Consider the following 24,070-nt stretch of genomic DNA (forward strand, 5'->3'; position numbering starts at 1 on the left):
AATGAAAAATATAAATAAATTACTATTAGGTTGTATTCTTATAGTTTCCACAAGCGGTTTTGCGCAGGAATATAAATATGGAAAAGTTTCTAAAGAAGAATTAACAGAGCAATCATATCCTATTGATAGCACAGCACATGCTGCCGTTCTTTATGAAAAGAAACATATACATATGAATTATAATCAATCTCAGGGTTTTCAATTGATTACCGAGGTGTATAAAAGAATAAAGCTATATAAAAAAGATGGATTTGACTATGCAACAGATGAGGTGTTTTTGTATCATAAAAATAGCGAGAATGAAAAAATAGTAAGTTTAAAAGGGGTTACATATAATTTGGTGGATAATAAAATTGTAGAAACCAAGCTTAAAAAAGATGGGATTTTTAAAAATGAACACTCTAAATATTATGATCAAACAAAATTTACAATGCCCTCTTTACAAGAAGGTTCGGTAATTGAGTATAAGTATAAGATCATTTCACCATTTATATACAATATGGATAGAATCTATCTTCAATATGAAATACCAATTAAAAAACTCGATGTAGTAGTTGAATCACCAGAGTATTTTATATTTAAAAAGTTTACATCAGGATATCTTCCAATAGATGTTAAAGAATCTAATCATAATGGTAAAATTACATTGACATCTAAAACCAGAACAAGTACTGGAGGTATAGGAGGAGCTCCAGTAAAATCAACATTTTCAACCAATGGTGTTGATTTTAAGGTTATTAAAAATACGATTAACTCTACCAATGTACCTGCTTTTAAAATAGAACCTTTTTCTGGAAATGTTAAAAATTATATTTCAAGTATAAGCTATGAGTTGTCTAGTGTTAATTGGCCAAATAGACCTGTTAAATACTATTCTACAACTTGGGAAGATGTTACAAAAACAATTTATAAAAGTGGCAATTTTGGTGAAGAATTAAAAAAGAAAAGTTATTACGAAGAAGATTTGAAAGCGGTAGTATCCCGGTCAGAAAATCAGACAACCAAGATGACGAAAGTATTCAATTATGTAAAAAACAGAATGCGATGGAATGATACGTATGCTGTGAGTACAAGTGTTGGGGTCAAAAAGGCATATAGAGAAAAGACAGGTAATTCTGCAGAAATCAACCTAATGCTTACTTCTATGTTATCTTCTGTAGGACTGGATGCTAACCCGGTACTAGTAAGTGCAAGTAACAGAGTTATTGCTATGTTTCCTACTGTAGATGGGTTTAATTATGTGATATCCAGAGTAAAATTAGCCGATGGTAGTCATGTTTATTTAGATGCTACAGATAGATATGCCTTACCTAATGTTTTACCAGATAGAGTAATTCGTGGATCAGGGAGAGTAATTTCTAAAAATGGTACTTCACAAAGAGTAGACCTTAGGCCAAGAAAATCTTCTTTAAAAAGATATAGTGCCCAGTGCCAGGTTGATAAAGACGGAGTTATAAAAGGTAAATTTAATGTTCGTCACATGGACTATTTTGCACATGATTTTAGAGTAGATAATGGAGCAAAAGATGATGAAAGTAAAGTAAAGCGTTTTAAGAAAAGATTTGGCCTGGATGAAATTGAGGAATATACGGTTAAAGGTATAAATGAAACCGGGAAAGGAGTTAGCGAAAGCTTTAATTTTATATCTTACGACCAGGTAGAATCCATCGAAAATGAAATGTATTTTTCTCCGTTGTTATTTTTAAGAGATAAAGAAAATGTATTTAAATCTAATGATAGAGAGTACCCGATAGATTTTGGTTATGGATTTACCAATACTTATATGGTAAATATCAAAATTCCCGAAGGATATGAAGTAGCCGAACTTCCAAAATCCGGAGGTTTTAAAATGCCAGAAAACATAGGTGCTTTTTCATTTAGATCAAATATAGCAAATGGGATGATACAGGTTGTTGTTAATGAAACCGTTAATGTAGCTTTTCTTCCTTCTGAGTATTATTTGACATTAAAGGAGTTTTATAGTCAAGTTATTGAAAAAGAAAATGAACAGATAGTTCTTAAAAAAATATAATTATGAATATCCAGGATGCCCAACGTGCTGTAGATGATTGGATCAAAAATCACGGAGTACGGTATTTTAATGAGTTAACCAACATGGCACAACTTACAGAAGAAGTAGGAGAAGTTGCCAGAATTATAGCACGACGCTATGGTGAGCAAAGTGAAAAAGAAAGTGATAAAAATAAAGATCTTGGAGAAGAGTTGGCTGATGTTTTATTTGTAGTGTTATGCCTGGCTAATCAAACAGGAATTAACCTTCAGGAAGCTTTTGATAAAAAGCTGGATGTTAAAACAAAAAGAGACCATGATCGTCATCATAATAACGAAAAATTAAAATAATGTTCACATCAATTCTTTTGTCAAAAAGGTACTGGCTCTCTGTGTTTTTTGTAGGATTTAGCTTTATAATTATTTTTAGTGTTATTGAGTATTTTATGCAATACAGTAGCTCTACCTGGGATATTTTTATAGAAGAAAGAATTAATCATCAACAATGGATTAGATATATGATATCCCGAATCGTAGGAGGATTAATATATGGGATGATCATGGGATATTATTTTGAATTAAGAAAACGGAAATCAAATCGATAAAATGAATTTGAAATTAGAACACATTCCTAATATAGAAGGTAATACACTGCAAATTACGGGATCAAAAAGTGAAACAAATAGATTACTAATACTCCAGGCATTATACCCCAATATAAGGATCGAAAATGTATCCAATAGTGATGATTCTGAGTTAATGCAAAAAGCTTTGCATAGTGATGAACTCATTGTAGATATTCATCATGCAGGCACAGCAATGCGTTTTCTTACGGCATATTTTGCTGTTAAAAATGGTAGAGAGACTGTACTCACGGGAAGTAAAAGAATGAAAGAACGACCAATTAAAATATTGGTCGAAGCATTACAACAATTAGGATGTGAAATTAGTTATGAAAACGAACATGGGTATCCTCCGATACGTATTCAAGGAAAGCCACCCGAAACCAGCTCTGTTTCTTTACAAGCAAATGTGAGTAGTCAATATATTTCGGCATTAATATTAATAGCCTCTTCTTTACCCAATGGATTAGAAATTTTATTAGAAGGAAAAGTAACCTCTGTACCATATATTAATATGACATTAAGTTTGTTAAATGATGCAGGTATTAAAGGGGTCTTTAAAGACAATAAAATTACCATTAAACCTTGTAAAGAAATTTCTCCAAAAAATGTTATAGTAGAATCAGATTGGAGTTCTGCTTCCTATTTTTACAGTGTTGTTGCTCTATCTGATAATAAATCTGTCACTATTGGAAGTTATAAAAAACAGAGCTACCAAGGAGATGCTGAACTTGCAGAAATTTACAAAAACCTGGGGGTAGAAACAACTTTTGATCAAAATACAATTACCTTAAAAAAGGTATCAGATAAACACCAGATGCTTCAGGATGGGTTAGATTTATCCAATTCTCCTGATATCGCTCAAACAATTGTTGTAACCTGTTTTGGATTAGGTATTGGTTGCTATCTTACGGGTTTACATACGTTAAAAATAAAAGAAACAGATCGTCTTGAGGCTTTAAAAAATGAAATAGGAAAACTAGGAGGCCAAGTTCATATTACTGAGAATTCTCTTCGTTTAGAGTCTTCTGCATCAATAAAAAAAGATGTAACTGTAGCAACATATAATGATCATCGTATGGCTATGGCATTTGCACCTCTTGCGCTTAAAACATCATTACAAGTTGAAGATGCTAATGTTGTTTCTAAATCCTATCCCGATTTTTGGTTAGATTTAGAGAAATTAGGATTTAAAATTTCAGAAGTGTAAAGAGGGTTAAAGCAGGTTAGTAGTGCTTTGAAGGTGGTTTTCTTACGGAATATTTAAAAAACAGTACCTCTGGATATGTAAATATATTCTAATTTACTTGACAACCCCTATCCCAAGATTGTATATTTGCACCTTCAAAAAATAAACACGAATGAAGCTATCACATTTCAATTTTGATCTTCCACAAGATTTATTGGCTGAGTATCCAGCTGAAAACAGAGATGAATCTCGACTAATGGTTCTTAATAGAAAGGATCAAACCATAGAGCATAAACAGTTTAAAGATCTTATAGATTATTTTGAGCCAAATGATGTGATGGTTGTTAATAATACTAAAGTTTTTCCTGCTAGACTGTACGGTAATAAAGAGAAAACAGGAGCTAGAATTGAAGTATTCTTATTACGTGAACTAAACCCAGAAACAAGACTTTGGGATGTGCTCGTTGACCCAGCTAGAAAAATACGTATCGGAAATAAGCTGTATTTTGGAGATGATGAGAGTTTGGTGGCAGAAGTAATAGATAATACGACATCTAGAGGACGTACATTACGTTTTTTGTATGATGGTTCTTATGATGAATTTAGACAAAAACTTAATGATCTGGGAGAAACACCTTTGCCTAAATATATTAAAAGAGATGCAGAACCCGAAGATGAAGAAAGATATCAAACTATATATGCTAAAAATGAAGGCGCTGTTGCTGCTCCAACTGCAGGACTTCATTTTTCTAAACATTTAATGAAAAGACTAGAAATCAAAGGAGTTGATTTTGCAGAAATTACATTACATGTAGGTTTAGGAACATTTAACCCTGTTGAGGTTGAAGATTTATCTAAACATAAGATGGATAGTGAAGAAGCTTATGTTACTGCTAATGCTGCTCATACCATTAATAACGGGATAACAAATAAAAGAAGAATTTGTGCTGTCGGAACTACAGTAATGAGAGCTCTCGAAAGCTCGGTATCATCAGAAAGAACGTTAAATGAATTTAGAGGATGGACTAATAAGTTTATTTTCCCCCCTTATGATTTTAGTATTGCAAATTGTATGATTACGAATTTTCATACGCCTAAATCTACTTTATTAATGATGGTATCTGCATTTGCAGGACATGATTTCATTAAAGAAGCATATGAAGAAGCTGTGAAAGAAAAATATAAATTTTATTCTTATGGTGATGCTATGTTAATCATCTAAAAGTAAAAAATGAATAATATTAAAAGCCCTGCTAAACCCTGAATTTGGTAGGGTTTTTTTGTATGTTTCTAGAAATTAGCTTATTAAATTGCATTATTCGCAAAAAAAATGCTATTTTCGAGGCCTTAAAAAATTATGGTAAAACCGTAATTTGTTAAAATGTCAGAAAACGATTAATATCGGTTTTTGTCGAAAAACATGCTAGATGAGGCTTATAAACGTACTTTTTATAAATTTGTACTGTTTTTTTTGTATGTTCCAATTATGAAAAAAGAACTAAACCTAATTATAGAATGAGAAAAGTAATTTATTACATAGCATTTTTCAGTACTGTTTTTTCTTATGCTCAAACCAAAGTTGGTAGTATTAGCTTTAACGATGTTGATGTTTTTAATGAATCAGAGTTAATGCTTAATGGTGCAGGATCTACCGAAAAGTTATATGCGATGGCATTATATTTGGACTTTGAAGTAGATGGAGTAGAGGATGGAGTTATGGTAGCAGAAAAAGATGTTACTATGGCTATTACAATTAAGATTATTTCTTCAATTACTGATAGTGAATTTAAGGATATTATAAGAAATGGTTTAGAAAGAGCTACAGATGGTAATAGCTATTTATTAGAAAACCAAATAAGAGATTTTCTTAACCTTCTTCCTAATGAAATAGATAAATTTGATATTTATAAAATTTTATACGTTAAAGGAGGAAAATTAACTCTTTATAAGAACAAAGAATTACTGGGAACAATAAATAGTAAAGAGTTTAAAAAGGCCTTATTTAAAATTTGGTTAGGAGAAAACCCTATAGATTCACAATTAAAGGAAGATTTACTTGCTTCTTATGAACCTAACCCTATACTAGGAAGATGGAAAACTTATGATAAAAAAACAGGGGTCGCTATTAGTATCGTTCAATTATATATTATAGATAATAAAGTGTATGGCTCAGTACAAAGGATGATGCGTATATCAGAAAGAGATGCGATCTGTTATGAATGTGAAGGTGCTGATAAAAATCAAAATGTAGAGGGATTGGTCATTTTGAAAGGATTAAGATTAAAAGGAGATAAATATGTAAATGGAAAATTTACAGATATAAAAAATGGTAGAATTTCAGAATGCCAAATATGGATTGATGAGGATGAACCAAATATGCTTAAGGTTAAGTATAAAGGCGGAGGTGGAGTTCATGAATGGAAAAGAATGAAAAAGTAAGATGCCTATTATAAGATAATGATCAAAAAACCCCTGGATATTTTTTCCAGGGTTTTTTGATCACTACAATAAAGAACGAAGATGTATGTTACAGTACCATTTATCTTTATACTTTTGCAGAAGTTATGAATGTGAAGAAAAAAGACATAAGAACCTTAACTAAAGATCAGTTACGGCTTTTTTTTGAAGAAAATGGAGATAAATCTTTTAGAGGAAATCAGGTTTATGAATGGCTATGGAGTAAAGGCGCTCATAGTTTTAATGATATGACCAATATTTCCATAGCTACTCGAAAAATACTTGAAGAAAACTTTGTGATCAATCATATTCGGGTTGACCAAATGCAACGAAGTACAGACGGTACTATTAAAAATGCAGTAAAATTGCATGATGGATTAATAGTAGAATCAGTACTAATTCCTACGCCAACCAGAACTACAGCTTGTGTGTCTTCTCAAGTAGGGTGTAGCTTGGATTGTAAGTTTTGTGCAACAGCTCGATTAAAAAGAATGAGAAACCTTAATCCTGATGAAATTTATGATCAGGTAATGGCTATAGATAAAGAAAGCCGATTATATCACAATCGTCCTTTATCAAATATTGTGTTCATGGGTATGGGAGAGCCTTTAATGAACTATAATAATGTATTGAAAGCCATTGATAAAATTACTTCCCCTGAAGGATTGGCAATGTCTCCAAAAAGAATCACTGTATCTACTTCTGGTGTCCCAAAAATGATTAAGAAAATGGCAGATGATGAGGTGAAATTTAAATTAGCAGTTTCATTACATTCTGCAATAGATGAAATAAGAACATCAATAATGCCTTTTAATGAAACATTTCCACTTAATGATCTTAGAGAGGCATTAGAATATTGGTATGCAAAAACAAAAAGTAAGATCACTTATGAGTATGTTGTTTGGGAAGGTATAAATGATAGAAAAGAAGATATTGAAGCTTTGATACGATTCTGTTCTTATGTACCATGTAAAGTAAATTTGATAGAATATAACCCAATTGATGATGGAGCATTTCAACAAGCATCAAACAAAGCAATTGATAACTACATTAATGGACTAGAATCTCATGGGATTGTTATAAATGTTCGCCGTAGCCGTGGAAAAGATATAGATGCAGCCTGTGGTCAATTAGCTAACAAATCTTAGAGATACTTCTTATATTTTTTAAATTATAAGTAATATTCTTGATATATAACAGTATCGGTTTCAAAGAAAAACTATTTACGCTATCTTCGCGTTACTATAGAAAACAGAATCAAGTACAGCATATTGAAAGTTGTAGAACAAATAAAATTACCAATCATTGATGAAATGGAACTTTTTGAAAAAAAGTTTTCAGATTCAATGATCTCTAAGGTAGCCTTACTCAATAGAATTACACATTATATTGTAAATAGAAAAGGTAAGCAAATGCGGCCTATGTTTGTTTTTCTGGTCTCTAAAATGGTATCTGGAGGAGAAGTAAACGAACGAACATACCGAGGAGCTTCGGTAATTGAATTGATTCATACTGCAACTTTGGTCCATGATGATGTCGTTGATGATTCTAATCAAAGGCGAGGCTTCTTTTCTATTAATGCCCTATGGAAAAACAAAATAGCAGTTTTGGTAGGGGATTATCTATTGTCAAAAGGATTGTTACTCTCTATTGATTATGGAGATTTTGACCTTTTAAAGATTATTTCGGTAGCAGTAAGAGAAATGAGTGAAGGAGAACTGTTACAAATCGAAAAAGCTAGAAATCTTGATATCACAGAAGAGATATATTATGAGATCATTCGCCAGAAAACGGCAACATTAATAGCGGCTTGTTGTAGCTTGGGAGCATGTTCTGTATCCCCTGATTCTGATGATGTTGAAAAAATGAGAAAATTTGGAGAACTCATCGGGATGGCTTTTCAAATTAAGGATGATTTATTTGATTATGGTGATACAGCCATAGGAAAGCCCACTGGGATTGATATTAAAGAGCAAAAAATGACACTCCCTCTCATCTACACATTAAATCACTGCACTAAAGAAAAAAAGAAGTGGCTCATTAACTCGGTAAAAAATCATAATAAAGATAAAAAAAGAGTTAAAGAAGTTATAGACTTTGTGAAAATAAGTGGAGGATTGGAGTATGCCATTAAAATAATGCATCAATTTAAAAATGAAGCACTTTCCATCTTATCAGAATATCCAGATTCTGATTATAAATCTTCTTTAGAACTTATGGTTGATTATGTTATCGACCGAAAAAAATAATTAAAACCTTTTTGGTGCTAAAAAAGAGATACCCATTGCGTATACGATAAGTTTTTTAAGAAAAATATATATCGGATTATCTCTAAATATTTATAATTCAACATTAATTATTTAAAATACGAGGCAACCTTTTTATTCTTATTCTCGTCTATGTAAATAGAAGACCTAATTAATTGACTTTATATTGAAAGTTATTCAATTTTATAAAAGTGAAACCCAACTCATTAAAAGGGCAGCGAAGCAATATCGCGATGCACAGCATCAGCTATACAATCAGTATGCGCCCAAAATGCTTAGTGTGTGCAGGCGATATATTAAGGATATTCATTTTGCGGAAGAAGTTATGCTTGGCGGGTTTTTAAAAGTTTTTATGAATCTGAATAAATTTAAATTCGAAGGAAGTTTTGAAGGATGGGTGCGAAGAATTATGGTTAATGAATCTATCTCTTTTTTAAGAAAAGAAAAACAGGTTCTTTTTACCGAAGAAATAACAAGCTATACCGAAGAATCCTGGAACAATATTAATACAGAATTAGAAGTAGACCAGATTCAGGAATTAATAGATAGTTTACCAGAAGGATATAGAATGGTATTTGTGTTATATGCTATAGAAGGATATAAGCATAACGAGATAGCTAAGATGTTAGAAATTTCTGTAAGTACTTCAAAATCTCAACTATTTAAAGCTAGGAAAACGTTACAACAAAAGTTAAACCAACAAAATAAGATAAGTAATGGCGCCATTGAAATTTGAAGAAAAGATGAAAGAAAAGCTAGAGCAGCGCGCTATACAGCCTTCAAGTGATTCTTGGGAACAATTAACAACGCAGTTAGATAGTGTAAAAAAACAAAAAAAAGAAAGTAAAAAAATCCAGTGGTATAGTATAGCAGCAATCTTTGTTGGAGTATTGATTTTGACTTCAATATTAATGAATCAAAATCCAGCCTCTAAACAAAATAACATCCAATTTGTTGATAATAGTAATGAGATTATAAAAAAAGAAAATACTGAGGTAGTTAAAAATAAGGATACAAAACAGAAAGTTATTGAAAAAAATAATTCTAAAGTTTTTGAAGAAAATCCAATATCGAATAATACTGTGACATCCTCTCTTAAAAAGAAAAATGTTACCTCAGAAATAATAATGCATGAGGGTATGACTGCAAAAAAGATGTTAGGAAATAGGGATTATGATACTGAGTTAGCAGAAAATGATAAAAATGCCAATACGATTAAAAACAAAATTTCACCTGTAGATTCTTTAATAATTGAAGATAAAGTGGCAGGAGTAGTGGCGCAAATTCAAGAGCTTCAAAAAAACAATGCTCAAGTGACCGATGATGAAATCAATCGGTTATTGCTAAAAGCTCAACGAGAAATTTCAACAGCAAAAATATTAAAATCTAGTACAGTGAGTGCATCAACCCTTCTGCAAGATGTAGAAGCAGAACTTGATGAGACTTTTAAACAACGTGTTTTTGAAGCGCTTAAAACAGGTTTCCAAAAAGTTAAAACAGCGGTAGTAGAAAGAGATAATTAAAATCATTCATCAATCAAATAATCAGTAATCTCCCTGGTATACTAGGGAGATTACAAATAAAATTCAAAAAAATGAAGACGATAGTTACAATAGCTACATTTGTGGCCATGGCACTTTTTGCCCAATTGTCAAGTGCGCAGGAAGTAAGTGATAATAATGCAATAGAGCAATTGAAACAGCAGAAAGAACGTGTTATCAATGTAGAAAAAGAAGCATTAAAAAAAGAAGTAGAGGAGATTAATGAAAAGTTGGTAAATGGCGAAATAACTAAAGAAGACGCTCAAAGACTTAAGGAAGAAGTTGCTAAAAAACACGCTCTTAATATTGAAAACAGGATAGCTATTATAGAAAATAAAATAGCATTTTTAGAACGAAATGGGGGGAGTACAATTGAACTTTTAGAAAAAGATATGGAATATAGTCTTACTTTCTTAGGGTTTAATTTTGGATCTAATAAAGACAGAGAAATACGATATGATAGACGCACAACATCAAATTTAGTAATTGCCTTTGGGCTTAACAATGCAATTGTAGATGGGCAATCATTGGATGATTCTGATTATAAAATTTCTGGAAGTAGGTTTTTTGAAATTGGATGGGCTTGGAAAACAAGAGTGTTTAAAAATACCAATTTCTTAAGAATTAAATATGGGATTTCATATACTTCTAATGGTTTAAAACCTACAGATAATAGATATTTTGTAGAAAATGGTAATCAAACGACATTAGAAGAATTTAGAGTAGAATTGGATAAATCAAAATTTAGAATGGATAACCTTGTGGTTCCTGTACACTTTGAATTTGGTCCGTCAAAAGTAACAGAGACAGAAAAGAGTATACGATATTCTACTAGAAATAGATTTAGAATAGGCCTGGGGGGATATGTCGGAGTAAATATAAGTACTCGCCAAAAATTAAAATATAAAGAAAATGGCGATCGCGTTAAAGATAAAATTAAAAGAGATTATAACACCAGTGATCTAATATATGGATTAAGCGGATATATTGGCTTTGGAGATATGTCTATATATGCTAAGTACGATCTGTCTCCAATTTTTAAAAATGCAGAGATTGAACAAAATAATGTGTCGTTAGGATTACGTTTTGACTTTTAATCGATAAATAAATTGATGCGATTACCCGTATATTTTATGAAATTAGTGGACTATAATAGATGAAATAGTTTTTTGTTAATAAAGTAGGAGCAAGTAATGATTATTTTAAAAGAGCGATATGACTATATCGCTCTTTTATTTTTTTCACCTCATAAGCTATTTGTGTTATGATTCTCAGACCTTTATTTAACGGCTACCCTATCAAATCGATATGCTAAACATTTATATTTTTTTGTTAAATAATTTACTAATAATGAATATTTGTTAAATATATAAATAAAAGTATTCCCCTTAAATTAATTATGGTTTTAACGTAACTATTTGAATGTAAGTATTTTATGACAATTTATTTTTTTGTTTCTAGATGAAATATTCTATATTTATCCAAGTCATAGTTGAAATAATTCTTTCCAAAATTTTAATAACGATTCTACATTTTTTGCCTCAAAATGTTAGTCGTTACTACTTATGCTGAAATTGGTATAAAACCGAACAATTAACCAAATTTCACTCATATGAAAACTAAATTTTTTTATCTAACATTATTTGTGTTTTGCAGCTTCGGGCTGCTTGCTCAAAAGGGAACTCCCGTAAAAGCTAACTCTGTAAGTGAATCAGCTTACAAAAGGGATATCCCAGCATTTTCTAAAATGAAAAATATTATTTCTGCCAAAGGGTTTCAACATGTTGCTCCTCCTAAACGTAAAGGAAGTAATACTTTCGTTCCGGGAAAAGGCTTCCCTCAGGGAAATGATCCGCTTATCGAGCGACAAAAAAGTGCTCGTAAAATGGCAGTTCGAGCTCCAGTAGCATCTTTTGATGCTCATGTTGGAACTGTGTTAAATGATGCAACAGGGGCTATTGGCCCTAATCATTACGTGTATGCATTTAACTCTGGTTTTGGTATCCTCGATAGAACGGGTAACGTTCTATTAGCTGAAGCCTCTTTAGGAACCTTGTTTCCTGGAGAAACATTAGGAGATCCAGTGGTGGTATATGATAACTTCGCCGATAGATTTATTATCATGGAGTTTAGTAACTCACCAAATGGATTTTTAATAGCAGTCTGTAAAGGACCAGATCCAGTAAATGATGGATGGTCTACCTATAGATTTAACACGGGAACATTTCCTGATTATGAAAAATTATCTATCTGGAGTGATGGATACTACATTACTGCAAATAAAGATCAAAATGCTCCAGATACTAATGATGTTGTATTTGTGGTAGAACGAGATAAGATGATTGCAGGAGAAACAACGGCTCAAATGGTAAGTTTTCCTTTACCAGGAGCAGAAACCAATGGGTTTTACAGTCCAGGAGGATTTAATGCTACAGGTACAACACTTCCTCCGGCAGGCGTAGGTTGTTCTATCGTGTACATGCAAGATGATAGCTGGTCTGGGATTTCAACAGATCACTTAAAAGTATGGACAACTAGTGTAAATTGGACGACTCCAGCGAATTCTACAATTTCACAACCGCAATCGATCAATACAGCACCTTTTGATAGTGTGTTTGATAATGGATCTTTTCAAAACCTTGATGAACCAGGTAGTGGACCAGACATAGATGCATTACAAGCAACTATGATGTATATGACAAACTATAGACGTTTTGGTACTCATAACTCTGTGGTAATGAATTTTGTGGTAGACTTAGATGGTAATGATAGCTTAGCTGGTATTCGTTGGTATGAACTTCGCCAAACTGCAGATGGGCAACCATGGACTATTTATCAAGAAGGTACATATACACAACCAGATGGACTTAGTGCTTTCTGTGGAAGTATTGCTCAGGATTCACAAGGTAATATCGGATTAGCATATACAGTAGTAAGTACTAGTGTATATACTTCACTACGATACACTGGTCGATTAGCTAGTGATCCGGTAGGAACAATGACTGTTGCAGAACAGGTTTCTGCAGATGGAGATAGCCAGAATAATAGAGGTGATGGTCGTTACGGAGATTATGGTCAAATGACTATAGATCCATTAGATGATAAAACTTTCTGGCATATTAGTGAGTATATGAAAGGACCAGCTCCTAATGTGAGAAAGAGTCATGTTGTAGCTTTTAGAATTGAACCAGATACTCCGGATACAGAAGCTCCTACAGCTCCTGCTAATCTAACTGCATCTAATACTACTGATGTTTCTACTTCATTGAGCTGGGACGCATCTACTGATAATGTAGGAGTTACTGCATATGATGTATATCAAGGTGGTGCGGTAGTGGCAACTGTAGCTACAACTACAGCTGATATCACTGGGTTAACAGCAAGTACATCTTATGATTTCTCTATAAAGGCAAAAGATGCAGCAGGAAATGAATCTGCTGCAAGTGCAACACTTACTGTTACTACAGTTGCACCAGATACTCAGGCACCAACTGTACCTGCAAATTTAACAGCATCTAATACTTCAGCAGGTCAGACTACCTTAAACTGGGATGCATCTACTGATAATGTAGGTGTTGCAGGATATGATGTATTACAAGACGGAGCTGTAGTTGCTACTGTAAACGCTACAACTAATATAGTAACTGGACTTTCTCCTGAGACTACATATGAGTTTAAGGTGTTAGCAAAAGATGCTGCCGGAAATGAATCAGCTACGAGTACACCAATAAGTGTAACTACTCTAGCCGCAACAGGGTGTTTAAATGGAGTTGCTGTTCCATATAGTGAAAGTTTTGAAAGTGATTTTGGAGGATGGACGCAAGCATCAGGAGATGATCTAGACTGGTCAAGAGATTCTGGAGGTACACCTTCTAATAATACAGGACCTTCAAGTGCAGATGATGGATCAACTTATATTTATGTTGAAGCATCTGGAAATGGTACTGGGTATCCAAACAAAAGAGCAATTCTTAATTCTCCTTGTGTTGACCTTAGCGGTGCTACAGCGGCTGTATTTTCATTTAGTTACCATATGTATGGTGGTGCTGATTTTGGATCACTGGATGTTGAAGCAAGTAATGATGATGGTGCAACCTGGACCAGTATTTGGAACAAAAGCGGAAACCAGGGGGACTCTTGGCAAGCTGCTACAATAGATTTGGCAGCTTATCTTGGAGTTGGACTACAATTACGATTTAATCGTGTAACTGGGAATACTTGGCAAGCTGATGCAGCAATAGACAAAATATCACTTACTAGTGATACTACAGGAAATTGCGCTACAGGTGATTTATCCTTAAGTATAACATTTGATAACTACCCAGAAGAGACTTCTTGGACATTAACTGATGCAGGAGGTGCAACAGTGGCTTCAAAAAGCTATTCTACGGCAAACCCAGATGGATCTACTGTTACAGAAACTATTAGCGCACCAGCTTCAGGAAGCTATACATTTACAATTTCTGATTCTTTTGGAGACGGGATTTGCTGTTCATATGGTAATGGTTCTTATACGTTATCAAGTAGTGCAGGTACTATTGCATCAGGAGGAGAGTTTACGAATTCTGACGCTACAGAGTTCTGTGTGCAGGGATCAAGTGTAAGGTTAGATACTTATGAATTAACAGATGTTAACTCAAATGACAAGCGATTTATGTTGTATCCGAACCCAACTAAAGATGTTTTAAATATAACAGTTGGTAAAACACCAATCCAAAAATTAGAGATCTTCTCTATGTTTGGTCAAAAAGTTCGTAGCATTGATGGTCAGGGAATTAAGCAAATTGATGTAAGTAATCTTACAGCAGGAACTTATTTTGCAAGAATTACTGCTAAAGAAACTATTGTTACAAGAAGTTTTATTGTAGCAAAATAATTTCTGAACAAATAAAAAATTAATGTTAAGAGGCTGTCTTTTTTAGACAGCCTCTTTTTTTATTAAATCAAGAAGAGGATGGTGTTTCAGGAATTATATTATTTTTGCGTTGAGCTTGTCGATATAAACAAAGACAAACTTTTGTAGTAGGATTCTCAATAAAGTACTTACTGCTCAATATTAATTATATAATACCAGATAATGATCAATAAGTCCACTATAGATGCTGTATTCGAAACTGCTCGGTTAGAAGAAGTAATAGGTGACTTTGTGCAATTAAAAAAAGCAGGGAGTAATTTTAAAGGATTAAGTCCATTTAGTGATGAAAGAACACCTTCTTTTATGGTGTCGCCCGTAAAACAGATTTGGAAAGATTTTTCTAGCGGAAAAGGAGGTAATGTAGTTGCTTTTTTGATGGAACATGAGCATTTTACATATCCTGAAGCCATAAAATATTTGGCTAAAAAATATAATATTGAATTTGAAGAAACCGAGCAAACCGATGAACAAAAGCAGCAAGCAGATGAAAGAGAAAGTATGTATCTGGTTAGTGAGTTTGCTAATACTTTTTTTCAGAATTCTTTACTTAAAACAGAACAAGGTAAAGCCATAGGGCTAACTTATTTTAAAGAAAGAGGATTTACCGAAGAAACTATAAAAAAGTTTGGACTAGGATATTCTCCTGATGTTTGGGATGCATTGACGGCAGAAGCAATTAAAAAAGGATATCAATTAAACTACCTGGAGAAAACAGGTCTTACCATAGTAAAAGAAGAAAAACAATTTGATCGTTTCAAAGGTAGAGTGATGTTTCCCATTCAATCAATGTCTGGCCGTGTCCTGGGTTTTGGAGGGAGAATCTTAACCAATGAGAAAAAAGCGGCAAAATATCTTAACTCTCCAGAGAGTGATATCTACCATAAGAGTAAGGTGCTTTATGGGATTTATCATGCAAAACAAACTATTGCCAAAGAAGATAACTGTTATCTTGTAGAAGGATACACAGATGTTATTCAGTTTAATCAAACAGGTGTCACCAACGTAGTTTCTTCGTCTGGTACGGCATTAACGTCAGATCAAATTCGTCTAATTAGCAGACTAACCAAGAATGTCACGGTATTGTTTGATAGTGATGCCGCTGGGATGCGAGCATCTTTAAGAGGGATTGATTTGATTCTTGAACAAGGAATGAATGTAAAAGTCTGTAGTTTTCCTGATGGGGAAGATCCAGATAGCTTTGCCAAGCAAAATACGCTAGAAGAACTAAGAGGGTATCTCGAAGAAAATGTTCAGGATTTTATTAGTTTTAAAGCGTCACTATTACAGCAAGAATCTAAGAATGATCCTATTAAGAGGGCAGAATTAGTTAGAGATATGGTAACTAGTATTTCTAAAATTCCTGATGTGATCAAACGAGAAATTTATGTCAAAGAATGTTCTAGAATAATGGACATTTCTGAAGATGTATTGTTCGATACTTTGGCGCAAATTCGTAATGTTGATGTAAAAGGAGGCCGTAAACAGCAAAAACAACATCAGAAGTCATTAGAAGTTGTAAAAACAGAAACTTCACAATCTCCAAAGGTTAACGAACAGTATGAACTAGAACGAAAGATAATAGAGATATTGCTACTTTATGGAAGCCATGAAGAAGAGTTTGAAGATCTTGTCTTAAAAGAAAATGATGAAGGGAATCTCGTTTTAGAGCCAGAAGTACACACCACAAAAGTATTTGAGAAAATATATCTTGATCTTCAGGATGATGAAATAGAATTTACTAATAATAGTTTTAAAGAGATATACGCCGTTTTGATTGAGCAATTACAACAAAATGAGGAATTTAAAATCGAAACCTTTATTAATCATATAGCTCCAGAAATAGCCTCAGAGATTACGGCTATCATGATGAATGAAGAGCGATATACATTACATAGATGGATAGATATGGAGATCCATGTAAAACAAAAAAACTTTACGATAGCTCAGTATGTAAGTGATATTATCTTAAACCTACGAAGATTCCTGATTAGTCAAAAAGTAGAAGAGCTCTCACAAGAAGTGAAAGCTCCAAATACTGATGCCAATGATAATCAAGAAACCATACAGGATATCATGGATTATCTATCATTAAAAAGAATATTGTCTGAAAAGCTAAACCGAGTGGTCTAGCTAATATGCAATAATCTGGATTGATGAATTAGGTCTGCAAGATTATCTACTTTTAGTTTTTTGAGCAGTCGCGTCTTATACGTACTTACTGTTTTCTCATTAATAGATAATGTAGAAGCTATATCTTTATTACGTTTTCCGGAAGATAATAGATTGAGTACCTCTATTTCTCTGGAGGATAGTTTTTTATATTTTACAACCATATTATTTTCATTAGCATTTCCATTTGCTAATTGCTGTGTAAGGTTATCATTTAAATATATACCACCCCTTGCAACGCGTTCGATTGCTTTTTTAAGTGTTTTTGTTGGTACTGTTTTGGATAAGTATGCCGAAGCTCCTGCTTTAATAGCACTTAAAGCGTACATTTCTTCAGGATGAGAACTAAAAATAATTACTTTGATTCTAGGAAATTCTTTTTTAATTGTTCTCAATGCCATAATTCCATTGATTTGAGGTAAATCTAACTCCATGATGAGTACATCTGGAGTATTAGCTTTCAAAACATCATACATCTCGTTTCCGTTACTTACTTTGCCAATGATCTCATAATCTTCTGAGTTGCGAAATAAAGAAACGATCCCCTTCCTTGTAATTGGATGATGATCTGCGATTAATACGGTTGTCATTCTTGTTTACGATTGTTAATGTTAGTTTAATTTTAAGAGTGTAACATCTTAGGCTAGGGGTAATTTTTAAATCTTTGTGCAAAATTACTAAGAACTAGTCCTCGTAAACTTTTTTTTATGTATTTATCGACAAAATGTTGCTTATAATAGATTAACGGGTATTTTACACACCGGAATAGGGGTCATTTTATGTTGGTTTACGGTATTTAGACGGACGAAAATTTCAAAAACCTCTTGCTCTCTTCCTTTAAAATCATCAATATTTTTACCTTCATCTTTCATTTTCATAGCCCATTCTAATTCATCATAACTTGCACCAATTTGATCTTCATCACTCCTGCTATCTCCAAATAACCCATCGGTTGGAGAAGCAATTTGTATAGAATTTGGTACCCCTAGAGCTTCTCCTATTGTGTAGACTTCACTTTTTAATAAGTTTGCAATAGGACTCAAATCTACACCACCATCCCCATATTTGGTGTAAAAACCAACTCCAAAGTCTTCAACCTTATTGCCTGTTCCGGCAACTAGGTATTTATATAAACCAGCAAAGTAATATAATGTAGACATTCTTAATCGCGCTCTGGTGTTTGCTAATGATAGATCAAGTTGTGCACTTGGAGCCATTTCTGGAACGACAGATTTTAGTTCTTCAAAAACAGGAGTCAAATCAACTCTTGTATCAGAAACATTAGGAAACCTTCCTTTTAAATGATTAATATGCTCTTGGGCTCTTGTTACTTGACTCTGAGCTTGATGAATGGGCATTTCTACGCAAAGCGTTTTTAATCCTGTTTTTGCACATAAAGAAGAAGTAACAGCGCTATCAATCCCCCCGCTTACACCAATAACAAAACCTTCTATGTTTGCATTAGTAGCGTATTCCTTTAACCAGTTTACAATATGATCAATTACTTTTTCTGTTTGCATTCTTCGTTATTTGTTAGTGTTAATTTAAATCTAAATACTATGAGTATTTCAATTTTATACTTCGTATTTCGATCTTTGTCTGTGGTAATTTGATATATTACCTTTGCGAATATAAAATTAATAAAAAAAGATGGCGTTCTGGAATAGTAGAAATTATTTAGAGAGATATTATAATTTAGGAATGAATAGTATTAAGTATATAAAATTAGCCATTGTTTTTTGCGTTTTATTTTCTTGTTCAAACAAAGATAAAGTAGATAAAGAAGTTGCTGAAATCCCGGTAGAAATTAAAGTTGAACGTTTTGATCGATTATTTGCAGAAGTAACACAAGAAAACTTACCTAATCTTAAAAAAGAGTACCCTTTTTTATTTTCAGAAAAGTATGCAGATAGCGTATGGATTAAAAGATCTCGAGATACAATACAGCAAGAAGTAAACAAAGAAGTAGAAAAAACTTTTTCTGATTTTTCTTCTGAAGAAAATGAACTGCATTCACTTTTTCAACATATTAAATATTATTTCCCAGAAATTAAAGAACCTAGAGTGGTTGCAATTACCAATGATGTAGATTATCATAATAAGGTCGTGCTTTCAAAAGGATTACTTATTATTTCCTTGGATACATATCTAGGTAAAGATCATCACTTTTATGAAGGGATACAAAAATACTTAAGGCAGCATTTTGATAGACAAAATATAGTACCAGATGTAGCTTCTATGTACGCCAAAAACCAGATAGGGCCGATTAGAGATAGAACGTTTTTAGGAAATCTTGTGTCCTTTGGAAAAGAGCTATATCTAAAAAATTTGCTTTTACCTGATTTTAGCGATGCCAGAAAAATAGGGTATACCGAAGAACAGTATGCCTGGGCAAAAGCTAATGAAGAACAAATCTGGAGATATTTCATAGATCGCCAATTGTTATACAGTACAGATAGTACTCTTATGCCTAGATTTTTGTATCCTGGGCCTTTTTCAAAATTTTATTTGGAAGAAATTGATCAGGAAGCACCAGATAGAATAGGACAATTTATAGGATGGAGAATTGTAGCTTCGTATATGAAAAATAACAATGTATCTTTGCGGCAATTAATAGTGGCAGATGCCGAAACGATTTTTAATAGATCAAAATATAAACCCGAAAGATAATGGCGAATAATCATAAATCAGAAATAAAAATAGATATAGAGTTAGATGAAAACAGGATTCCAGAAAAATTAAGATGGACAGCAAAAGATGGTGGTGTAGAGAACGAAGAAACCAAAGCAATGCTGCTATCTGTATGGAATAGCAAAAATAAAGAAAGTCTTCGTATTGATTTATGGACCAAAGATATGCCCGTGGATGAAATGAAGATCTTTTTTCATCAAACATTAGTCGCTATGAGTGATACTTTTTATCGAGCTACGCAAGACGAAAAAATGTCGGCAACCATGAAAGATTTTTGTGATTACTTCGCCGAAAAATTGGAACTTAAACAAAAATAATAGTTTATTTTTTTTTGAAATGTTTTGCCAACTTTGTTGACTAAATGTCAAAATCCAAACGTTGAAAAAAACCTTGTTTTTTGTATATAATGCACAGTCAGATATTTGGAATAAATATCTTGATAACCTTCATAAAATTATAAGTCCGACTACATATTCATGTGATCTTTGCAGTCTTACTCATGGTAACTTTTCTGAAAAAAAGGTATGGAAGGATTTTAGGGAAAATTCAGATTATGAATTTGTGTTTATGTATAAAGATGAGTTTTTAGATGCATATTCGTATCTAGAAGATAAGAGCTTTAATCTTCCTATTATCTTTCAAAAACAAGAAGAAAAAATTGATTTACTATTTGATTCAGAAGGATTATCGTCCTTAAACTCTGCAGAAGAATTAATAGATTTTTTGAAAAAGAAAATAAGCTAAGATTTTTTTAGCTTCGAATTAATTTCTGTTATGTAGTTAAGAACGTCCTCTTTGCCTAAGCCAGAAGAAGAAGAAGTGATGAAATAATTAGGCATTTCTTCCCAGTACTTGAGCATTTCTTCGGTATAGGCAGCTATTTGAGCGGGCAGCTTATTTTTTGAAAGCTTGTCAGATTTTGTGAAAATAATAGAAAATGGTATTTGATTTTCACCCAACCATTGCATAAATTCAAGGTCTATTTTTTGTGGTTCATGACGACAATCCACTAATACGAAGGCACTAACTAATTGTACTCGTTTAGAGAAGTATGCCGTAATAAATTTCTGAAATACTTTTTTTGAAGATTTAGATACTCTTGCATACCCATACCCTGGTAAATCAACTAAAAACCAGGTTTTATTGATAATGAAATGATTAATCAGCTGTGTTTTTCCTGGTCTTCCAGATGTTTTAGCAAGACTCTTACGGCTAGTAAGCATATTGATCAATGAGGATTTGCCAACATTAGATCTGCCTATGAATGCATATTCAGGGAGTTTGTCTTTAGGACATTTGTCAACATCGCTATTACTCATTACAAATTCAGCGCTACTAATCTTCATAGTATCAATTATGATTAGAAGTTACGTTCTTGTAACCAATTGTATAGTAAACGGTTAAATTCTTCTGGATGCTCCATCATAGCAGCATGACCACATTTGTCAATCCAATACAAGTCAGAATCAGGTAATAAACGATTAAAATCATCTGCAACTTCTGGAGGAGTAACATTATCATTTTTTCCCCAGATAACACAAGTTGGGGTATTCATTTTGGGTAAGTCTTTTGCCATGTTATGCCGAATAGCACTTTTAGCAATTGCAAGAGTTCTGATTAACTTATTGCGATCATTAACAGTAGCGTATACTTCATCTACAATTTCTTTGGTAGCAATTTCGGGATCATAAAATACATTTTCTGCTTTAACTTTAATGTATTCATAATCACCTCGCTTTGGATAGCTTTCTCCCATGGCACTTTCATAAAGGCCAGAACTTCCTGTTATAACCAGACCTTTTACTTTTTCAGGAAACATTTTGGTGCATAAAAGTGCAATGTGTCCTCCTAGAGAGTTGCCTAGAAGTATAACTTCTTTATCACCATATCCTAAGTGATCTATAAAATCCTTAAGGTACTTGGCATAGGTACTAACTTTGGTTTTTAGTAAAGGTAAAGTGTATACAGGTAGCTCAGGAATTAGTACCTTATATCCGTGTTCAGGAAAGTAAGAACCAACACCTTCAAAATTACTCAATCCACCCATCAGTCCGTGTAAAATGATGATTGGTGTGCCTTCCCCTAAATCTAGATAACTAAATTTTCCGTCTTTTTTTAATTCGTGCTTCATTAATACTTCTTACAAGAATTAAAAGCAAATATAGCATTTTCATAATTAGTTTTGGGATTTTTTATTAATACTACAGAATGAATTTTTATATTTTTTTTTGTGATCGATTATTTCTATCTCAAAATGAGTGAAACCAAGAATCTACAAGTGTTGCCATAGTATGCTGATAAACAAAATCTTAAAGTTTTTAGTTGCCTTGACTTTACTGTTTAGAAGACAATTTATTAACAATGTGGTAAATTGTGGTAAAAAGTGGTAATTTTTTCAATATATTTGACTAATTAAACGTTTAGGGAAATAAAAGTGGTAAATCTAATCGGCACATATGAGTGTAAGGCAGACGCTAAGGGACGTCTAATGATGCCTGTGGCTTTTAAGAAGCAACTCTCGCCAGTGCTACAAGATGGATTTGTGTTAAAAAGAGCTGTTTTTCAATCTTGTTTGGAGTTGTATCCAATGGCAGAATGGAATCTTTTAATGCAAAAAATCAATAAACTCAACCGCTTTAAAAAGAAAAATAATGATTTTATCAGAAAGTTTACAGCTGGTGTAAAAGTAGTAGAAATTGATGCTGCTGGCCGCCTTTTGATTCCAAAAGATCTAGTTGGTTTTGCAGGAATTACTAAAGACTTAGTGTTGTCATCTGCTGTAAATATCTTAGAGATTTGGGACAAAGATCAGTATGAAAAGGCAATTGATGATGCAGCTGTTGATTTTGCAGATTTGGCAGAAGAGGTAATGGGGTTTGATGATGAAATAGAGCATGATTAATAGAATTGATAGAGGTTAAGAGGCTTGTTTTGATAAAGATTAGTAGAAGCTTAACTTTTGTTTAGACTGTTGAAAACTAGAAAAGAAGAGATGGAAGAGATGGAATATCATAACCCGGTTTTACTCAAAGAGACTGTAGATGGGTTGGCAATAAAACCTGATGGAACCTATGTCGATGTGACATTTGGAGGAGGAGGTCATTCTAGTGAAATTCTCAAACGATTGGGACCAGAAGGGAAGTTATTTGCTTTTGATCAGGATAAGGATGCTTTGGAGAATGCAATTGATGATGATCGATTTACTCTAATAAATGAAAACTTTAGATTCATTAAACGATTCCTTCGATTCTATGGGGTTAGAAAAGTAGATGGAATTTTGGGGGATTTTGGGGTTTCTTCACATCAATTTGATGTAGCAGATAGGGGCTTTTCTACTAGGTTTGAAGCAGATCTGGATATGAGGATGAATCAAAGTGGAGAAATATCAGCTTATCATGTAATTAATGAATATGATGAGTCTGATCTAAGAGTAATGTTTTTGCAATATGGAGAATTACGAAATGCTCCTAAGTTAGCGAGAGCAATAGTTGGAGCCAGAAAAGAAGAAAGTTTAAAAACCAGTGTGGAATTAAAAGAAGTTCTAAAACCATTTTTACCAAAGCATAAAGAACATAAAATACTGGCTCAGATATATCAAGCGATTAGAATTGAAGTAAATCAGGAGATTGAAGCTCTTAAGGAATTTTTAATACAAACAACAGGACTTTTGGACACTAAAGGAAGGATTAGTTTAATCTCTTATCATTCTCTTGAAGATAGGTTGGTAAAGAGATTTATACGTAGTGGAATGTTTGAAGGAGAGCCAGAAAAAGATCTATACGGTAACGTATCGGTACCTTTTAAAAAAGTAGGTGGGTTGATAGTTCCTGGAGAAGAAGAGATTAAAGAAAATAATAGAGCACGAAGTGCAAAACTTAGAATAGCTGAAAAAATTTGAAGCAAACAATTTACGACATATTAAAAGGTAAATTTCTTATTGCAGATGATGCAATGAAGAATTGGAGAATGCTATTGTTTCTCTCCTTTTTGGCAATAATAATGATCGCAAGTTCGCACAATGCAGAAAGTAAAGTGCATGAGATTGCTAGATTGAATAATGAAGTTAGGGAATTAAGAACACATTTTGTAGATGGGAAGACCGAATTAATGAGATTGAAGATGGAGTCGTCAATAATAAAAAAGATGACACAAAAAGGATTAAAACGCCCTGAAAGCCCCCCAAGGAAAATAATAGTAAAAAACTAAGC

The 24,070-nt window shown here is 33.0% G+C and carries 23 protein-coding genes; 19 read left to right on the forward strand and 4 right to left on the reverse strand.

What is annotated here, in order from left to right:
* Window position 1 precedes the first annotated feature (1 nt).
* The 13 genes from Z054_RS0113985 to dnaG all read left to right on the forward strand — a co-directional run bounded on the left by Z054_RS0113985 (window position 2) and on the right by dnaG (window position 17,132).
* The gene (locus Z054_RS0113985) at window positions 2-2,032 is read left to right on the forward strand and encodes a DUF3857 domain-containing protein (protein ID WP_024770681.1); all 2,031 of its coding nucleotides are present in this window, start codon (window positions 2-4) and stop codon (window positions 2,030-2,032) included.
* A 2-nt stretch (window positions 2,033-2,034) separates the two neighbouring features.
* Complete coding sequence (locus tag Z054_RS0113990) at window positions 2,035-2,361, forward strand: nucleotide pyrophosphohydrolase (protein WP_024770682.1); 327 nt, start codon at window positions 2,035-2,037, stop codon at window positions 2,359-2,361.
* Window positions 2,361-2,615, forward strand: coding sequence for a hypothetical protein (locus Z054_RS0113995; RefSeq protein ID WP_152538561.1), 255 nt, complete (start codon window positions 2,361-2,363; stop codon window positions 2,613-2,615). The genes Z054_RS0113990 and Z054_RS0113995 overlap by 1 nt, the downstream gene beginning before the upstream one ends.
* 1 nt (window position 2,616) lies before the next feature.
* A complete protein-coding gene (locus Z054_RS0114000) occupies window positions 2,617-3,843 on the forward strand; it encodes a 3-phosphoshikimate 1-carboxyvinyltransferase (protein WP_024770684.1) in 1,227 nt (408 codons plus the stop codon).
* Window positions 3,844-3,994: 151 nt separating this feature from the next.
* On the forward strand, window positions 3,995-5,044 hold the full coding sequence (gene queA, locus Z054_RS0114005) for a tRNA preQ1(34) S-adenosylmethionine ribosyltransferase-isomerase QueA (RefSeq protein ID WP_024770685.1): 1,050 nt from the start codon (window positions 3,995-3,997) through the stop codon (window positions 5,042-5,044).
* Window positions 5,045-5,337: 293 nt separating this feature from the next.
* Window positions 5,338-6,261 carry a chalcone isomerase family protein gene (locus Z054_RS30260; RefSeq protein ID WP_024770686.1) on the forward strand — a complete coding sequence of 308 codons (924 nt, stop codon included), beginning with the start codon at window positions 5,338-5,340 and terminating at the stop codon, window positions 6,259-6,261.
* Between the two features lie 125 nt (window positions 6,262-6,386).
* On the forward strand, window positions 6,387-7,427 hold the full coding sequence (gene rlmN / locus Z054_RS0114020; RefSeq protein ID WP_024770687.1) for a 23S rRNA (adenine(2503)-C(2))-methyltransferase RlmN: 1,041 nt from the start codon (window positions 6,387-6,389) through the stop codon (window positions 7,425-7,427).
* Window positions 7,428-7,550: 123 nt separating this feature from the next.
* Window positions 7,551-8,528 (forward strand): polyprenyl synthetase family protein, encoded by a 978-nt coding sequence (locus tag Z054_RS0114025; protein ID WP_024770688.1) that lies wholly within the window; start codon window positions 7,551-7,553, stop codon window positions 8,526-8,528.
* A gap of 184 nt (window positions 8,529-8,712) precedes the next feature.
* Window positions 8,713-9,282: an RNA polymerase sigma factor gene (locus tag Z054_RS0114030; protein WP_024770689.1), complete on the forward strand. Its 570-nt coding sequence runs from the start codon at window positions 8,713-8,715 to the stop codon at window positions 9,280-9,282.
* Entirely contained in the window at window positions 9,263-10,069 is an 807-nt protein-coding gene (locus Z054_RS0114035) for a hypothetical protein (RefSeq protein ID WP_024770690.1), read from the forward strand. The genes Z054_RS0114030 and Z054_RS0114035 overlap by 20 nt, the downstream gene beginning before the upstream one ends.
* Before the next feature lie 71 nt (window positions 10,070-10,140).
* Window positions 10,141-11,184: a hypothetical protein gene (locus Z054_RS0114040; protein ID WP_024770691.1), complete on the forward strand. Its 1,044-nt coding sequence runs from the start codon at window positions 10,141-10,143 to the stop codon at window positions 11,182-11,184.
* Between the two features lie 515 nt (window positions 11,185-11,699).
* Window positions 11,700-14,963 (forward strand): fibronectin type III domain-containing protein, encoded by a 3,264-nt coding sequence (locus Z054_RS0114045; RefSeq protein ID WP_024770692.1) that lies wholly within the window; start codon window positions 11,700-11,702, stop codon window positions 14,961-14,963.
* Window positions 14,964-15,164: 201 nt separating this feature from the next.
* Window positions 15,165-17,132 carry a DNA primase gene (gene dnaG / locus Z054_RS0114050; RefSeq protein WP_024770693.1) on the forward strand — a complete coding sequence of 656 codons (1,968 nt, stop codon included), beginning with the start codon at window positions 15,165-15,167 and terminating at the stop codon, window positions 17,130-17,132.
* Here dnaG and Z054_RS0114055 read toward each other — a convergent pair.
* Both Z054_RS0114055 and nadE read right to left on the reverse strand, forming a co-directional pair.
* Complete coding sequence (locus tag Z054_RS0114055) at window positions 17,129-17,761, reverse strand: response regulator (RefSeq protein WP_024770694.1); 633 nt, start codon at window positions 17,759-17,761, stop codon at window positions 17,129-17,131. The genes dnaG and Z054_RS0114055 overlap by 4 nt on opposite strands.
* Before the next feature lie 141 nt (window positions 17,762-17,902).
* Window positions 17,903-18,691, reverse strand: a complete 789-nt coding sequence (gene nadE / locus Z054_RS0114060; RefSeq protein WP_024770695.1) for an NAD(+) synthase — start codon at window positions 18,689-18,691, stop codon at window positions 17,903-17,905.
* A 181-nt stretch (window positions 18,692-18,872) separates the two neighbouring features.
* On the opposite strand from nadE, the gene gldB reads away from it, so the two are divergent.
* From gldB to Z054_RS0114075, 3 genes are all read left to right on the forward strand, one after another.
* The gene (gene gldB, locus Z054_RS0114065; protein ID WP_035092034.1) at window positions 18,873-19,841 is read left to right on the forward strand and encodes a gliding motility lipoprotein GldB; all 969 of its coding nucleotides are present in this window, start codon (window positions 18,873-18,875) and stop codon (window positions 19,839-19,841) included.
* Entirely contained in the window at window positions 19,841-20,179 is a 339-nt protein-coding gene (gldC, locus tag Z054_RS0114070) for a gliding motility protein GldC (RefSeq protein ID WP_024770697.1), read from the forward strand. The genes gldB and gldC overlap by 1 nt, the downstream gene beginning before the upstream one ends.
* A 61-nt stretch (window positions 20,180-20,240) precedes the next feature.
* Window positions 20,241-20,606 (forward strand): hypothetical protein, encoded by a 366-nt coding sequence (locus Z054_RS0114075; RefSeq protein WP_024770698.1) that lies wholly within the window; start codon window positions 20,241-20,243, stop codon window positions 20,604-20,606.
* Here Z054_RS0114075 and yihA read toward each other — a convergent pair.
* Complete coding sequence (gene yihA, locus Z054_RS0114080) at window positions 20,603-21,208, reverse strand: ribosome biogenesis GTP-binding protein YihA/YsxC (protein WP_024770699.1); 606 nt, start codon at window positions 21,206-21,208, stop codon at window positions 20,603-20,605. The genes Z054_RS0114075 and yihA overlap by 4 nt on opposite strands.
* 14 nt (window positions 21,209-21,222) lie before the next feature.
* On the reverse strand, window positions 21,223-21,993 hold the full coding sequence (locus Z054_RS0114085) for an alpha/beta fold hydrolase (RefSeq protein ID WP_024770700.1): 771 nt from the start codon (window positions 21,991-21,993) through the stop codon (window positions 21,223-21,225).
* Window positions 21,994-22,296: 303 nt separating this feature from the next.
* On the opposite strand from Z054_RS0114085, the gene mraZ reads away from it, so the two are divergent.
* The 3 genes from mraZ to Z054_RS0114100 all read left to right on the forward strand — a co-directional run bounded on the left by mraZ (window position 22,297) and on the right by Z054_RS0114100 (window position 24,068).
* On the forward strand, window positions 22,297-22,764 hold the full coding sequence (gene mraZ / locus Z054_RS0114090) for a division/cell wall cluster transcriptional repressor MraZ (RefSeq protein WP_024770701.1): 468 nt from the start codon (window positions 22,297-22,299) through the stop codon (window positions 22,762-22,764).
* A 99-nt stretch (window positions 22,765-22,863) separates the two neighbouring features.
* Window positions 22,864-23,760: a 16S rRNA (cytosine(1402)-N(4))-methyltransferase RsmH gene (rsmH, locus tag Z054_RS0114095; RefSeq protein WP_024770702.1), complete on the forward strand. Its 897-nt coding sequence runs from the start codon at window positions 22,864-22,866 to the stop codon at window positions 23,758-23,760.
* Window positions 23,757-24,068 carry an FtsL-like putative cell division protein gene (locus tag Z054_RS0114100; protein ID WP_024770703.1) on the forward strand — a complete coding sequence of 104 codons (312 nt, stop codon included), beginning with the start codon at window positions 23,757-23,759 and terminating at the stop codon, window positions 24,066-24,068. The genes rsmH and Z054_RS0114100 overlap by 4 nt, the downstream gene beginning before the upstream one ends.
* Window positions 24,069-24,070: the final 2 nt, after the last annotated feature.

The sequence above is a fragment of the Aquimarina macrocephali JAMB N27 genome (genome assembly GCF_000520995.1).
Lineage (GTDB): Bacteria > Bacteroidota > Bacteroidia > Flavobacteriales > Flavobacteriaceae > Aquimarina > Aquimarina macrocephali.

What these genes read in the sequence shown, in the direction of transcription:
- Z054_RS0113985 (WP_024770681.1), top strand. Translation starts at nt 2, where the DNA reads ATGAAAAATATAAATAAATTACTATTAGGTTGTATTCTTATAGTTTCC.
- Z054_RS0113990 (WP_024770682.1), top strand. Translation starts at nt 2,035, where the DNA reads ATGAATATCCAGGATGCCCAACGTGCTGTAGATGATTGGATCAAAAAT.
- Z054_RS0113995 (WP_152538561.1), top strand. Translation starts at nt 2,361, where the DNA reads ATGTTCACATCAATTCTTTTGTCAAAAAGGTACTGGCTCTCTGTGTTT.
- Z054_RS0114000 (WP_024770684.1), top strand. Translation starts at nt 2,617, where the DNA reads ATGAATTTGAAATTAGAACACATTCCTAATATAGAAGGTAATACACTG.
- queA (WP_024770685.1), top strand. Translation starts at nt 3,995, where the DNA reads ATGAAGCTATCACATTTCAATTTTGATCTTCCACAAGATTTATTGGCT.
- Z054_RS30260 (WP_024770686.1), top strand. Translation starts at nt 5,338, where the DNA reads ATGAGAAAAGTAATTTATTACATAGCATTTTTCAGTACTGTTTTTTCT.
- rlmN (WP_024770687.1), top strand. Translation starts at nt 6,387, where the DNA reads ATGAATGTGAAGAAAAAAGACATAAGAACCTTAACTAAAGATCAGTTA.
- Z054_RS0114035 (WP_024770690.1), top strand. Translation starts at nt 9,263, where the DNA reads ATGGCGCCATTGAAATTTGAAGAAAAGATGAAAGAAAAGCTAGAGCAG.
- Z054_RS0114040 (WP_024770691.1), top strand. Translation starts at nt 10,141, where the DNA reads ATGAAGACGATAGTTACAATAGCTACATTTGTGGCCATGGCACTTTTT.
- Z054_RS0114045 (WP_024770692.1), top strand. Translation starts at nt 11,700, where the DNA reads ATGAAAACTAAATTTTTTTATCTAACATTATTTGTGTTTTGCAGCTTC.
- dnaG (WP_024770693.1), top strand. Translation starts at nt 15,165, where the DNA reads ATGATCAATAAGTCCACTATAGATGCTGTATTCGAAACTGCTCGGTTA.
- Z054_RS0114055 (WP_024770694.1), bottom strand. Translation starts at nt 17,761, where the DNA reads ATGACAACCGTATTAATCGCAGATCATCATCCAATTACAAGGAAGGGG.
- nadE (WP_024770695.1), bottom strand. Translation starts at nt 18,691, where the DNA reads ATGCAAACAGAAAAAGTAATTGATCATATTGTAAACTGGTTAAAGGAA.
- gldB (WP_035092034.1), top strand. Translation starts at nt 18,873, where the DNA reads ATGAATAGTATTAAGTATATAAAATTAGCCATTGTTTTTTGCGTTTTA.
- gldC (WP_024770697.1), top strand. Translation starts at nt 19,841, where the DNA reads ATGGCGAATAATCATAAATCAGAAATAAAAATAGATATAGAGTTAGAT.
- yihA (WP_024770699.1), bottom strand. Translation starts at nt 21,208, where the DNA reads ATGAAGATTAGTAGCGCTGAATTTGTAATGAGTAATAGCGATGTTGAC.
- Z054_RS0114085 (WP_024770700.1), bottom strand. Translation starts at nt 21,993, where the DNA reads ATGAAGCACGAATTAAAAAAAGACGGAAAATTTAGTTATCTAGATTTA.
- rsmH (WP_024770702.1), top strand. Translation starts at nt 22,864, where the DNA reads ATGGAATATCATAACCCGGTTTTACTCAAAGAGACTGTAGATGGGTTG.